Genomic DNA, 13,331 nt, shown 5'->3' with positions numbered 1-13,331 from the left:
TGTGCGATCTTCTCTTAAGAACAAAACGCTAAAACCTATTTCGCGACAATCAGCATCAGCTCAACACGACGGTTACACGCCTTACCTTGCGGGGAAGCATTGGTACACGCTGGAACGTACTCACCAAAGCCACGAGTATAGATAGAACGACTCGACACATAGTTGCTCTCTAGGCGAGCTTTCACCTCTTTTGCGCGCTGCTCTGACAAAGGATCATTGATACGATCTGTGCCGGTGTTATCGGTATGACCTTCAATCACAATATCGATGTCTTGGCGCTGAGAAAGGTAACTACCAAGTGTGTCTAACCATTGATTGTAAGCGGGTTCAGGGAACGCAGATCCTGTTTTAAAATTCACATGTTGCTCAAGTTTTACCATCACATGGTTACCTGGCAACACTTCAAAATCGATGCGGTTTTGTCTTAGAAACACTTCTAGCGGGTCGTTCGTTGACACGCCACGACCGTAGTTAGTGGTTATGGTTCTTTGATGTTGAGAGCTACTTTGCATTGAGTAACCGCGGCGGTTTGTAGTTGTTGTCGTTTGAACAACGCCCCACTCCGGATGCATCAAATCGTAATCTGTTTGAGGCGCTGTCTCTAGCAGATTGTCGCCTAACATACCGGTTGGTAACGTCGTTTCACACCCAGCCAAAGCTATGCTTAACATTATCGCTAAATATCTCATTACTTCACCAACCACTCATGCAGATAAACCATTTACTAATGTCTATATCGGCACCCAGAAAAAAACTTTAGACAAAAAGCACGCACTTCTAAAAATAGTGCTTTTGATCACAGTTAACCGTCAACTAGCCTGTCTTAACTCGCTAGTTCGTACTGTTTGCATTTATTTACCTTATAATTGTTTTCCAATTCGTACTAAATAGTTAGAATCTCACGACTTCTCAACGCTAGAGTAAACATCATGTTTAAACCATTTACTAAATTCTTCACTGCGCTTGTTGCTGTACTTGTTATTGCTGGTTGTAGCGAAACAGACGAGCCACAAAAAGGCGTTCAATACGAGGCGCTTCCGACCGCTCTAACAGAATTTAACCTGTCACCGATCACTGAAATCTTCTCTCTAAATTGTGGTCACTGTCGCCAAATGGAAAGTGCAATTCCAGAGATTGAGTCGCTTACAGACCAAACCATTGGCAAGATGCACGTAACATTCAATGAAAGTGCTCAAATCAGCGCAATGATCTACTACACAGCAGTAATGCAGCTAGACGCAACGCCAGACCACGCTTTCATGGAAGACCTTTTCGCTGCGGTTCAAATGGGCGCAGACGCGACACCAGAGCAGCGCCAGCAAGCGCTAGAAATAGCTTTCACTTCTCGCGGTTTGGTTAGCCCATACCAGTTGAACAAAGAACAGCAAGTAACACTTTTCGACTACGTTAAGAAAGCAGAAGAAGTTTCAGTAAAAGGTCAGATCAACTCAGTACCAACGTTTATCGTTAACGGCAAATACCAAGTGCTGACAGCTGGTCACCAAGACGTTGCTGGTATCGCAAAAACCATCAACTACCTTTTGACTCAACCATAAGCGCGGCTTTAGTCAGCTCATTAATAAACTAAGCAATAAATATAATAGGTTTTACTATGTCTAAATTTGTCATCCCGGTCATCGTCTTTCTTTTGGCGGGTTTCATGATTTACCGTACTTGGACAAATCATAAGTCTGGTGCAGAAAACTTCGAACAAGGTCAACAGTTCCTGCTAGAGAACGGAAAGAAAGAGGGTGTGATCACGACTGAGAGCGGTCTTCAGTACCTAGTTCTTGAAGAAGGTACTGGCACTGTTCACCCTACTAAAGACAGCAAAGTAACAGTTCACTATCACGGTACTCTGATCGATGGCACGGTTTTCGATAGCTCTGTAGAACGTGGTGAGCCAATCTCATTCGCTCTGAAGCAAGTAATCAAAGGCTGGCAAGAAGGTTTGACTTACATGGTAGAAGGTCAAAAAGTCCGCCTATTCATTCCAAGCACGCTAGGTTACGGCAAAGGTGGTACCGGCCCAATCCCACCATCAGCAACACTGATTTTTGACGTTGAGTTAATCTCTATCCAGTAATCTACTCGCTTGAAAGTGAGCATTACGTTAAGCCCCGACATTCAGAACATGCCGGGGCTTTTTATTGGTAAATCATTGCTTTAAAGCGCCTTATCACTGGCGACCATCCAGTTGACACGAATAATCAAGTAAAAACACAGCCACTAGACGACTGGTCTAATTTAAATTATAGTATCGACCATGAACGAGAAAACAAATGACACACGCCTGCATATTTTAGATGTCGGCTATCAATTAATAGTGAACAACGGCTTTAATGGCGTTGGCTTATCACAATTGCTTAAAGAAGCGGAAGTACCGAAAGGGTCGTTTTACCACTACTTTAAATCAAAAGAGCAATTTGGTGAGGCGCTAATCCAGCACTATTTTGAAAACTACATCACTAAGATTGAATCCATTTTAGTGCACGGTGAAGGCAGCCATTATCAACGAATCTTGAGTTACTTTTCACTATGGGCGAAAACTGAAGATGGCACCTGTAACGCACACAAGTGTTTAGTGGTTAAGCTCAGCGCTGAAGTTTCTGACCTTTCTGATCCTATGCGCCAGGCTCTGCTAAAAGGTGCTGAGAAAGTCACGATAACCATTCAACAATGTATTGTTGGCGGTATTGAAGATGGCTCTATCTCGGTAGAAAACAGTCAAGAAGCAGCCCAGAACCTATACTCAATGTGGCTAGGCGCTAGTTTATTAAGCAAGTTAAGCCAAAGTTCACATAGCTTAGAATCGGCATTACGCCTTACCAAACAAATTTTAAAAGGTGAAAGCCATTAACGCGCACTGCGTTTGATTGGCATTGACTTTATTAGCTTAAAAGAAATCACCCGCCCTCTTATCAATTTGATGACGGCGGGATTTTTAGGAAACAATACTAGACGACTGGTCTAATTCTAAATAAACACAATATAAAATTAAGGACATCCAATGACTCAACAAGACAATCGTCGCATCGTATTGGCTTCTCGCCCTGTCGGCGCACCAACTGAAGATAACTTCCGCTTAGAAACCGTTGCCGCACCAGCAATCAACGATGGTGAAATGTTACTTCGCTCAGTTTACCTATCTCTCGACCCTTACATGCGTGGTCGTATGAATGATGCAAAATCTTATGCCGATCCAGTTGCTATTGATGAGGTGATGGTTGGTGCAACTGTTTGTCAGGTTGAAGCATCAAACAACAGCGACTTTGAAGTTGGCGAGTGGGTGTTGGCTTACACAGGCTGGCAAGACTATGGCGTGTCGAATGGTGAAGGTCTTATCAAGCTAGGAAAAGAGCCGACTCACCCTTCTTACGCACTGGGCATCATGGGCATGCCAGGCTTTACCGCTTATATGGGTTTACTGGATATCGGCCAACCGAAAGAAGGCGACACGTTAGTGGTAGCGGCTGCAACTGGTCCAGTTGGCGCTACCGTAGGACAAATCGGTAAACTAAAAGGTTGTCGTGTCATTGGCGTGGCTGGCGGTCAAGAGAAGTGTCAATACGCGAAAGAGGTTCTTGGTTTCGATGAATGTATCGACCACAAGGCAGATGACTTCGCAGAACAATTGGCGAAAGCGTGTGACAACGGCATCGACGTTTACTTTGAAAACGTTGGCGGCAAGGTATTCGATGCAGTGATGCCTCTTCTAAATACAGGCGCTCGAATTCCTGTTTGTGGCCTTATTTCACAATACAATGCGACATCACTTCCTGAGGGTCCAGACCGTATGTCTAGCCTTATGGGCACCCTTCTAGTTAAGCGTATTAAGATGCAAGGCTTCATCATCTTCGACGACTACGCGCACCGTTACAACGAGTTCGCAACTCAAATGACCGAATGGTTGTCTCAAGGAAAAATGCACTACCGCGAGCACCTAATTGAAGGCCTAGATGAAGCACCACAAGCATTCATGGGTCTGTTAGAAGGTCAGAACTTCGGCAAACTTGTTATCAAAACTAACGAACCTAAATAGCTCAAGGATAGAATAGGCAGAATTATGATTACTTTACATCACCTGAATAAGTCGCGTTCTAAGCGCATCATCTGGCTACTCGAAGAGCTTGGTCTCGACTATCAAATCAAACCTTACCAACGAGACAGTGTCACGTTTTTAGCACCACCTGAACTGAAGTCTGTTCACCCTCTTGGTAAATCTCCAGTCATTGAAGACGATGGCGTGGTAATCAGTGAATCTGGCGCGATTACTGAGTACCTCATAGACAAGTTTGGCCAAGGTAAATTTGCACCAGCACGCGGCACAGCCGAATACGTTGAGTATTCTCAGTGGCTACACTTTGCTGAAAGTTCGGGCATTTTACCAATGCTGCTTAAGATCTTCGTGATGAAAGACGGCGCCGAAACAAACTTCCTTGGTGGTTATGCTGATGACGAAAATCAAAAGATCCTGACCTTCGTAAACCAATCTCTTGAAGGCAAAACCTATCTTGTAGGCGAAACACTCACTGGTGCCGATTTCATGATGTCATTCATCGTAGAAATCGTCGGTAACTTTGGTGCAACTTCGCTTTACCCTAACATTGCTAAATACGGTGACCTTTTAGCGAGCCACCTTGCTTACCAAAAGGCGGAACAACTCGAGTTAGAACACTCCAATTAATCGAGATTTTGTCTATTCAATGCGTCCATAGCGTGAAAATGACCGTCTAAATGAAGCCAAAGCCGATTTATCTTTCGCTTTGGCTTCTCATTTACCTTCATTTCGACAACAATATCGAGCTCTAAACTGAATACCCATAGAGTTTGATCTTCATGTCAGCAAACCTTGCTCAATACACACCACTGCACACGTTAAACCAAACAGCGAATCAAACCTTATCGCTGCCAGAGCGTTTTACATTCCCGTATTACTATACTCCGCATCCACTGTGTGAAATAGCGATGCAGCAGCTTCAACAGTCACTGCTTGACTGTGGTGTGAATGAAACATCACAAGGTAATCTCTATGCCGTTCTTCTGGTTCAACACCCTCAAACTCAAGAATTGGGCTACCTTTCTGCGTTCTCAGGTTTGCAACTCGATTCGTCGTTAGAGTCCCAACTAACAAGCTTTGGCTTTGTTCCATCTGCATTTGATAAAAAGCAGTTTGAAAACCAAAACAGACACAGCTTAACTCAACAAGCGACTCTAGCTGACGACATCTCTAACCTAGAGCACTCTCATAACTTAGATGAACTGACATCAACGCTGAGCGAACTTAAAAACGACGCGAGCAAAGCAATAGAAGCATTTCAACTCACTATGGCTGCCAACAAAGCACAGCGCAATGAACTGAGAGAGCAAGCTAACCAAGAGAAAGCACTCGGTAATCTAGAGTATGCGGCCAATCTACTTAAGCAGTTAGGTAATCAAAGCAGCCAAGAGAAGCGAGACCTCAAAGCACTTCGTATCGAGTGGAAACAAAAGATCGCTGAAAAGCAATCACAAGTAGACGCTATCGAAAGCGAACTTAAAAGCCGTAAGAACGACTTCCAGGCCATTTCTACAGAATTAGAAACACAGCGCTTGTCTCACTATCGTTTTGTCAACCGAGCGGCAGAGTCAAAGAGCGTGCTTGAATTGTTAGATGGTAAAGACGCGCTTCAAGGCTCTGGTGACTGCTGCCTACCTAAATTGCTAAACTTTGCCTTTGAACACGGCTTTACACCGTTAGCTTTAGCCGAGTTTTGGTGGGGACTACCGCCAACAGATATTATTCGACAACACGGAAACCTCTACCCGGTTTGCCAAAGTAAGAGCTTTGAGATCCTTGAGCACCAGCTAAGTGGCATTGAGCTAGAAGATAATCCGCTTATCGTAAACCCTGCGGGCGGTAAGTCTTTTGATATTGTTTATGAAGATGAAGAGATCGTGGTCGTGAACAAGCCCGAAGAGTTCTTGTCGGTTCCAGGCAAGTTCATCGAAGATTCAGTATATATACGTATCAAAACGCGCTACCCAGATGCAACAGGCCCTTTGATTATCCATAGACTGGATATGTCGACATCTGGCTTGTTGATCTTGGCGCTGACGGCCGAATCCAACAAACACATCCAGAAGCAGTTCATCGATAGAACCGTTGAGAAACGTTACACAGCTCTGCTTGATGGTGAAATCCACGGTGATTCTGGCGATATTAGTTTGCCGTTACGTGGCGATATCACCGACAGACCAAGACAACTCGTTTGTCATGAACATGGGCGTAATGCAGAAACGCACTGGCAAGCGGTCAGCACCAACAACGGAAAAACTAAGGTGTACTTGTATCCTAAAACAGGCCGTACCCACCAGCTACGCGTACACTGCGCTCACCCACAAGGACTTGGCGTACCAATTCGTGGTGATGACCTATATGGCTACAAACGCGAACGACTGCACCTTCATGCGGGCTACCTCAAACTGATTCACCCAACAACCGGGGAATGGATGGAATTTGAAGTGCCTTCTAAGTTCTAAATCGACTCGTTCTCACACAACACTAAATCAGTAAAACGAATCAGGGCTCTATATCAAATCGAGATATAAAGCCCTGACTTACAAGATATCGTATATTGATTTAATAATATGGATCAACCGGTTGCTAATACAACCTAACCCATAACCTCTTTACGCTGATCGATACACTCAAAAGAGCCCATTTCGAACTCACGGCATATCCATGGTCGGTTTTCATAGATAGTGCACATCAGTGTTTCCCTATCTACCGCTGAACACCAACCATCATCTAAACGTTTCATGGTTTCACCGCCCCACTCATCGTAAGCAATATGCTCTTCTGGGACACCGGTATCTGTGATAATCATAACCTCTAAACGACAACAGCATGCCTGGCAATTGGCGCAAGTTACTTCAGGTTCGGTGATGTTCTTTATCTCTATGGTCATAAGTAACTACACTGCTAAATTTTGCGTATAGTAATCGAAACCATCAGCGACTGCTAATAAAGAACGTTATTCACCTCGCTTTGTCTAGTTCTAAAACAACAAAAGGCGCTGTGATCAAATCACAGCGCCCATTCATTTTACTTTTCGTTCTGGTGTCAGTTCACTTAGAACAGACTTGAGAAGAACAATTTAATGTAGTCCATCAAACGCTTGAACAAGCCACCCTGTTCAACCGATTCAAGTGCGATCAAAGGCTGAGTTTGAACATCTTCACCATCAACCGTGTAATGAACGACACCTAGAGTTTGACCTTCTGCAATCGGCGCTTTGAGTTCCGAGTTTAATTCGATAGATGCGGTGAGCCTTTTGCTGTCTGACTTAGGTAGCGTGATAAACGTGTCTTCTGCAACCCCAAGCTTCAAAGTGTCTTGGTCACCAAACCATACTTTCTCTTCAGCCACTTGGTCGCCACCTTGGTGGACATTAAGCGTATCGAAGAATCGGAAGCCGTAACTTAAAAGCTGCTTACTGTCTGACTCACGGCTTTTAACACTCGATGCGCCCATCACCACTGCGATAAGTCGCATTTCACCTTGTGTTGCCGAGCTCGCTAAGCTGTAGCCCGCCCCCGAGGTGTAACCCGTTTTCATGCCATCAACCGTTAAACTTCTGTCACGGAGCAAGCCATTGCGGTTGTGTTGCGTGATGCCGTTGTAACTGAAAGAACGCTCACTGTATAAGCCATAGACATCTGGAAGATCATTAATGATTGCTCGGCCAAGCATTGCGATATCGTAAGGCGTTGAATATAAGTCGTCAGCGTCTAAACCATGTGTATTAGCAAAGTGAGTGTTTTCCAATTTAAGCGAAGCAGCCCAAGAGTTCATCAAATCAACAAAGGCATCTTGAGAGCCTGCAACGTGCTCTGCAATCGCAACACTGGCATCGTTACCCGATTGAATAATCAATCCTCGGTATAGATCCATCATCGCGACGTCGGTATTTACTTCGATGAACATTTTTGAAGAGTCAGGGAAATTCTTTGCCCAAGCGTTTTCACTGATTCTGACTTTATCATCCGCGGAGATGTTGCCTCGCTTCATCTCCTGACCTGCGACATAGCTGGTCATCAGTTTGGTCAAGCTTGCTGGGTTCAACTTGGTATGCGCATTTTTTTCGACGAGCACATCACCAGAATTAAAGTCGATTAACACATACCCTTTCGCGCCCAAACTTGGCGGAGCCGGTACTATAGAAGGTGCTGCGATAGCTGCCGTGCTAACCATCGCTGCGTTACTTACAATGAATATACTTAATAGAGGAAGAGAGTATTTGGAGAACAGTTTCATTGAATTAAACCTAAGTTAACGTTTTGACCAGTATAGACAAATGCTAGCAAAAGAAGCGCGAACTTTACGTTGCTTTACGCAAATGTACCTTTAGTTACAAATAAAAAAGTATATTCTGCGATCTGTTCATTTTTCCGACCGTTAATATTGACCAAGCAAATACTACCTCAACTTAGTATTTGCTATTTATCTCTCTGGCATTTGTCTAAATAGCATCTCCACAAAACCAGAAATTCGCTCTTTGCTCTCACTTGCTTCAAGATCGGCCTGAATACCCGTTTGCGCTAGCGCTCGCCACTGGATCACCTGAGAATTTGGCACTGAAAACACAATGTATAGAGAGCCTTTTTCGGCGAGTTTTCCCTTTCGATCATAGAATGGAACACCTGTAGAGAGCTGAACCGCATCGAAAATGGAATTGTCATTCAGCTCTGACTCTTCGGCGAGGCCAAAGCCAACCACCACGTCACCAACACCCCCACCTTGCTCTAAGCGGTACCCTTTTTCAGTTAACTGCTCTTCAATCGCATCACGTACCATGTCAGTCACGACGGTTTCATTGTATTTCTTAGAGAGATATACCTGTTCTGATTGTGGGTGCCATGAATAAGTCGTGACGCCATTTTTCATAAACTCGAAGTCACCGCTAGTAACGACACCATAATCATGCACAGGCAGTTGCTCTTGGGTCGTACATGCCGTCAGCCCAATGCTCATCAAGGTCACAAGCACAGCGGTCTTTATGCTTTTTGTTGCACAAATGGATCGTTTTATCATGGTTAGAGCCTTTACCTATATATCAATAACTATCAATTTAACCACCAACATAAACGGTAATTATGTTAAGCAAAAATGCATTAAACGTTTGCGTAATCGCTAACCTTCACTTCTACCGATTTTGGGGGTTTAATCACAAAAACGGAGTTGGTATAGTCTACCCCGTTAAACATAACCAGACCATTCGAGGCACGGAGCTTCCTCAATCATCTCATGAAGAGAAGAATTGGTACCGACAAAGTATCGGCAAATTTAAGAGGGTCAAACAATGGAATTCAATATGGTTGAGATTTTAGGTTACGCTGCGTCTATTATGGTCGCAATTTCCTTAACAATGAAAGATATCGTTCGCCTGCGTGTCCTTAACTTTATTGGCTGTGCACTCTTCACAGCATACGGCGTTATGATTGACGCTTGGCCAGTGGTAGCAACCAACGGCTTCATCGCATGTGTAAACATCTACTTCCTTGCAAAAATGCAAAAGGAAAAAAAAGCGGAAGCGATGAAAGAAGCAAAAGCTTAATTTAGCGACCAGCGATTTCAAACTATTCTGAAAAAGCCCAAATAGAGCGATCTATTTGGTTTTTTTTATATCTGTTATTCCTCTACACGCTCACTACCTTCTACTTTTTCACCGTTCAGACGTAGCAGGCGTAAAACATAGTAAGACCATGAATAAAAAAACGCCGAACAGGATTGAGTTCGGCGTTTAACTCTACGTTAAGTGGTTTGTTTAAGGAGGCTAAGCTAGAAAGCTCTCACCTCTATCAACAAATCAATACTATGAACACACTTTGGTCCAGCTACCGTCACTGCCCGGCTCAGAACTTGTCCACCAGTTAGCTTGGTAAATACTGCCGTTGTGAACCACTTGGTCCCCCGTATTAGCATGGCTTGGGTTACCGGCCCAGTCTTTCTGAGGCAGATCTGGGTACACATTTAAACCTGCAGTATCACACGTACCAGGGTTTGTGCCACCGTCGCCAGGGTTATCACCACCAGAGCTGATATCACCTAAAGGTAAATCTGGCTGCTCAAAGCTAAAGGCATAATCAACACCACCTACGTTAACGGCATAGTTTGCAGGACCTGAAATTGGTAAGTAATACACCATGTCCAACTCATACACACCACCAGCAGGCAGTTCTTTCCATGCAGGTAATGTAAAGGCCACACGGTGCATAGTACCGTCTAATCCACCGATGTTATCCGCACGAGTATGACCCGAAGCAATCACAGTCAAACCACCACCAGATTGATCTTTCGCGTTGTCTGGTGCAGATACTGGAATGTCGAACTGGAACTCAGTACCGCCAGGCAGTGCTTGCCCCGTATTGTTGGTAAACGTGATCTTAGGATTAATTGGGTAGTTTTGGTCACCGACTTTGAAGCCACCCACCGATACTGCGATGTCTAATGCTTCAGTAGGAATTGCGCCTGTCGCGACTTTGTTTCCATATGGCGTTGCCGAGTTAAACTTATCGTAGATAGCTTTAGTCATTGTGTTACCCATGTGGAACTCACCGTTACCGCTGTTACACGCTTGCTCTGTGGTATCAACCGTTGTTCGGTTGCCACTTGCATCAAGTACATAACAGTTGTAGTCGCCAGCCAGTTCCCAGAACATGATGCCGCCGATTTCTTTGTCGATAACGTAGTCCGCTTTCACGTTGATAGACTCTTTATCTTCCGTAGAAAGGAACACGCCTTTTTCAGCATTCCATAGCCAAGGTGCAACCGCCACGCTGTCGTAGTTACGCGTGTAAGTACCCCTTAGAACATCCGTTGGATCATTTACAGGATCTAGCTTGTAGGCGTCCGCATAAGAACCCCAAATACCTTTCTCTAGGTTCTTCGCATGCCACATTGGGTTCGAACCTGCGCCCATTTCGTTTCCTTTAGGGTCGGTATCATGCCACATGTTATCGATACCAATCGCACCGTGACCACAGTTATTCTTCTCACCTTCACCTGTACCAGCGGCACATTCAGATTGATTAGGCAGTGCAGCTCGGCCCCAAAGACCATTTTCACCACCTGTTACGCCCTGCCAACCACGCGTGTAATATGGAACGCCGATGTTAATACGACCTGCTGGCATTGAACCGCGGAAGTAATGGTAAGCCCAATCCGTGTTCAGGTAGCCGATGCCACCATAAGCCGCTGTGTCGTATACATTCCACTGCGCTAGTTCTGAATCTTTACCTGTATCAAACAAGGCTGCGTTATGGCCAACGTGGTCGTTCCAAGCGCCGTGAAGGTCGTAAGACATGATGTTCACGTAATCAAGATATTGAGTGACATCGAATGTTTCCATACCGCGCAACAGGTAACCAGAAGAAGGTGCCGCGATAGTTAACATGTAGTGATTGCCATCTTCAGCAGACGCCACATCAAGCTTCTCACGCAGTACTTTCATCAGCACTTGGTATGAGGCCCATAGGTACTCACGACGCGGTTCCATGAAGTCTTTGTCGTATGGGTTACCCGCACCGGCCATTGACGTTGGGTACTCATAATCAATATCTAGGCCATCGAATTGATATTTACGTAGCATTTCTACCGCTGAAGTCGCGAATGTTTCAATGCCTTGGTGGTTGATAGATCCATCAGCATTGGTCGTCATAGTATAGAAGCCACCATCAGCAACTCGGCTTCCGTCAGTCGCGAAGTGACCGCCCGTTTCAGCCCAACCACCAATTGAGATTAGCGTTTTAACACCATGTTTTTCCTTCGCGGTTGCCAGCGCACCAAAGTGACCTTTGAATCCTAATGCAGGGTCGACTTCTACACCCGGCCACTCTTTACCTACAGCAGCATTATTTGGATCGTTTACGTCACCAACGTTCACTTTGCCATCCGAACCGATGCTCACAAACGCATAGTTAATATGTGTAAGTTGTTCCCAAGGAATATCATTAACCAGGTAAGCCGCTTGCGGGTCGTCTCCTGCACGCCAGCTGGTGAAGTAACCAATCACACGACGAGGGTGATCCGCGCCCATTTTCTCACGGCCTTCATCATCGTAAATTGTACAGTAAGGAACATCGACACCTTGCGTTTGATACAAGCCATCAGGACGACATGTACTCACCGTTGGAGCACCATTCACCTTTAAAGAAGCCAAGGCTGAATCCGTTGTTGCGCCTTGATCGTCGGTCGCTTTGGCGTAAACAGACAAAGTACCTGCTTGAGTGGTTGTGTAGTCAAGCGTATACGGGCTTGTTGCAGCCGTACCAACTAAAGAACCTGCCACATAAAAATCGACTTTATCAACCGTACCATCACTTTCTGCAGCCGTTGCCGTAAGTGTTACCACGCTACCTACATCTACAGAAGCCGCTGAAAGTGCAACTGATACCGTTGGCGCCTCATTGCCAGGTTGCAGTGAATCGACAGAAACAGATACCGCGCTTGCTACACTTGCTGCACCTTCATTGTCTGTTGCTACAACAGAAACCTGATGGTTGCCCGACGTTGCAGCCCAAGTCGCTTCAAATGGTGCTGCTGTTACTACTGCGACGGAAGTACCATCGACAAAAAATTCTACTGAAGCAACGCTACCATCAGCATCAAGTGCCGTAGCACTTAAGACGACATTATCGCCCTCAACGATCACATCTGACACGGTAGGTGCTGTTAACGAAGCGGTTGGCGCTTCATTTGGCGTCCCACCGTCTCCACCGCCGCTACACACATCAATCTTTTTCCATTGTGCATAGTCACCTTCAAATTGGCTCGGGTTGTTGTTTTGATTCCAGTAATTCGCTGAGTACGCGCTGCCGTCATGTGAAACCTGATCACCACCGGTGTATACCGTGGCAGAATCCCACGCTTCTAACGTTGAACAATCAACAGCCGCGTAGCTATTGAACGCCATTAAGCATGACGCGGTGAGAGTACTGAGTGTAAAAACCTTATTGGCCACTCTTCCTTGGTTTAGGTGCATGTTAGCTGTCCCTTAAGTTATTGTTTCAATATGCTTAATTTAAGTGTCATATTTCTCACCACTTAAATCTCTTCGCAAAACAACTGTAGGTAACAGTGCCAATTTAACACCTAAAATATTCGATATTTATAAAATGACTCGCATTAATTTGTTTATGGCATGCAATGAGTCGACACTTATTTTGCACGAACAACTAATATTAAATTTATTTCGGGACGCTAAAAAATATCGCCTAATTCACCTCATTAATTACAAAACTCTATTCATATCGACTTTATTCATTCATTCTGAAATTTCGTCTTAAAA

12 protein-coding genes are annotated in these 13,331 nt (G+C 44.8%); 7 read left to right on the top strand and 5 right to left on the bottom strand.

Going from position 1 to position 13,331, the window contains the following annotated elements:
* Window positions 1-35: 35 nt before the first annotated feature.
* Entirely contained in the window at window positions 36-671 is a 636-nt protein-coding gene (locus tag OCV52_RS16080) for an OmpA family protein (protein ID WP_004740096.1), read from the bottom strand.
* A gap of 258 nt (window positions 672-929) precedes the next feature.
* On the opposite strand from OCV52_RS16080, the gene OCV52_RS16075 reads away from it, so the two are divergent.
* From OCV52_RS16075 to OCV52_RS16050, 6 genes are all read left to right on the top strand, one after another.
* Window positions 930-1,556, top strand: coding sequence for a thioredoxin domain-containing protein (locus OCV52_RS16075; RefSeq protein ID WP_137408326.1), 627 nt, complete (start codon window positions 930-932; stop codon window positions 1,554-1,556).
* A gap of 56 nt (window positions 1,557-1,612) precedes the next feature.
* Window positions 1,613-2,086, top strand: a complete 474-nt coding sequence (locus OCV52_RS16070; protein WP_004740094.1) for an FKBP-type peptidyl-prolyl cis-trans isomerase — start codon at window positions 1,613-1,615, stop codon at window positions 2,084-2,086.
* A gap of 180 nt (window positions 2,087-2,266) precedes the next feature.
* Window positions 2,267-2,860, top strand: coding sequence for a TetR/AcrR family transcriptional regulator (locus OCV52_RS16065; protein ID WP_137408325.1), 594 nt, complete (start codon window positions 2,267-2,269; stop codon window positions 2,858-2,860).
* A 150-nt stretch (window positions 2,861-3,010) separates the two neighbouring features.
* Window positions 3,011-4,042, top strand: a complete 1,032-nt coding sequence (locus OCV52_RS16060; protein ID WP_137408324.1) for an NADP-dependent oxidoreductase — start codon at window positions 3,011-3,013, stop codon at window positions 4,040-4,042.
* A gap of 24 nt (window positions 4,043-4,066) precedes the next feature.
* On the top strand, window positions 4,067-4,687 hold the full coding sequence (locus OCV52_RS16055; protein ID WP_137408323.1) for a glutathione S-transferase family protein: 621 nt from the start codon (window positions 4,067-4,069) through the stop codon (window positions 4,685-4,687).
* A 152-nt stretch (window positions 4,688-4,839) separates the two neighbouring features.
* Window positions 4,840-6,522 (top strand): RluA family pseudouridine synthase, encoded by a 1,683-nt coding sequence (locus OCV52_RS16050; RefSeq protein WP_137408322.1) that lies wholly within the window; start codon window positions 4,840-4,842, stop codon window positions 6,520-6,522.
* A 134-nt stretch (window positions 6,523-6,656) separates the two neighbouring features.
* Here OCV52_RS16050 and OCV52_RS16045 read toward each other — a convergent pair whose 3' ends face one another.
* From OCV52_RS16045 to OCV52_RS16035, 3 genes are all read right to left on the bottom strand, one after another.
* A complete protein-coding gene (locus OCV52_RS16045; protein ID WP_082856299.1) occupies window positions 6,657-6,950 on the bottom strand; it encodes a YkgJ family cysteine cluster protein in 294 nt (97 codons plus the stop codon).
* 164 nt (window positions 6,951-7,114) lie between these two features.
* Window positions 7,115-8,299: a D-alanyl-D-alanine carboxypeptidase family protein gene (locus tag OCV52_RS16040; protein ID WP_137408321.1), complete on the bottom strand. Its 1,185-nt coding sequence runs from the start codon at window positions 8,297-8,299 to the stop codon at window positions 7,115-7,117.
* A gap of 186 nt (window positions 8,300-8,485) precedes the next feature.
* Entirely contained in the window at window positions 8,486-9,076 is a 591-nt protein-coding gene (locus OCV52_RS16035; RefSeq protein ID WP_137408320.1) for a DUF4136 domain-containing protein, read from the bottom strand.
* A 268-nt stretch (window positions 9,077-9,344) separates the two neighbouring features.
* Between OCV52_RS16035 and OCV52_RS16030 the strand changes: the two genes are divergently transcribed.
* Window positions 9,345-9,599: a YgjV family protein gene (locus OCV52_RS16030; RefSeq protein WP_008219360.1), complete on the top strand. Its 255-nt coding sequence runs from the start codon at window positions 9,345-9,347 to the stop codon at window positions 9,597-9,599.
* Window positions 9,600-9,857: 258 nt separating this feature from the next.
* Here OCV52_RS16030 and OCV52_RS16025 read toward each other — a convergent pair whose 3' ends face one another.
* On the bottom strand, window positions 9,858-13,025 hold the full coding sequence (locus OCV52_RS16025; protein WP_137408319.1) for a chitinase C-terminal domain-containing protein: 3,168 nt from the start codon (window positions 13,023-13,025) through the stop codon (window positions 9,858-9,860).
* Between the last annotated feature and the right edge of the window lie 306 nt (window positions 13,026-13,331).

It is taken from the genome of Vibrio chagasii, assembly GCF_024347355.1.
Classification (GTDB): Bacteria; Pseudomonadota; Gammaproteobacteria; order Enterobacterales; family Vibrionaceae; genus Vibrio; species Vibrio chagasii.
Note: the sequence above shows the minus strand (reverse complement) of the source record. Positions and strands in the feature narration are given on the sequence as shown.

Bases quoted from the DNA above. Each gene is read 5' to 3' on its own strand.
- OCV52_RS16070 (WP_004740094.1), top strand. From the start codon at position 1,613: ATGTCTAAATTTGTCATCCCGGTCATCGTCTTTCTTTTGGCGGGTTTC.
- OCV52_RS16040 (WP_137408321.1), bottom strand. From the start codon at position 8,299: ATGAAACTGTTCTCCAAATACTCTCTTCCTCTATTAAGTATATTCATT.
- OCV52_RS16055 (WP_137408323.1), top strand. From the start codon at position 4,067: ATGATTACTTTACATCACCTGAATAAGTCGCGTTCTAAGCGCATCATC.
- OCV52_RS16065 (WP_137408325.1), top strand. From the start codon at position 2,267: ATGAACGAGAAAACAAATGACACACGCCTGCATATTTTAGATGTCGGC.
- OCV52_RS16030 (WP_008219360.1), top strand. From the start codon at position 9,345: ATGGAATTCAATATGGTTGAGATTTTAGGTTACGCTGCGTCTATTATG.
- OCV52_RS16035 (WP_137408320.1), bottom strand. From the start codon at position 9,076: ATGATAAAACGATCCATTTGTGCAACAAAAAGCATAAAGACCGCTGTG.
- OCV52_RS16045 (WP_082856299.1), bottom strand. From the start codon at position 6,950: ATGACCATAGAGATAAAGAACATCACCGAACCTGAAGTAACTTGCGCC.
- OCV52_RS16050 (WP_137408322.1), top strand. From the start codon at position 4,840: ATGTCAGCAAACCTTGCTCAATACACACCACTGCACACGTTAAACCAA.
- OCV52_RS16060 (WP_137408324.1), top strand. From the start codon at position 3,011: ATGACTCAACAAGACAATCGTCGCATCGTATTGGCTTCTCGCCCTGTC.
- OCV52_RS16075 (WP_137408326.1), top strand. From the start codon at position 930: ATGTTTAAACCATTTACTAAATTCTTCACTGCGCTTGTTGCTGTACTT.
- OCV52_RS16025 (WP_137408319.1), bottom strand. From the start codon at position 13,025: ATGCACCTAAACCAAGGAAGAGTGGCCAATAAGGTTTTTACACTCAGT.
- OCV52_RS16080 (WP_004740096.1), bottom strand. From the start codon at position 671: ATGTTAAGCATAGCTTTGGCTGGGTGTGAAACGACGTTACCAACCGGT.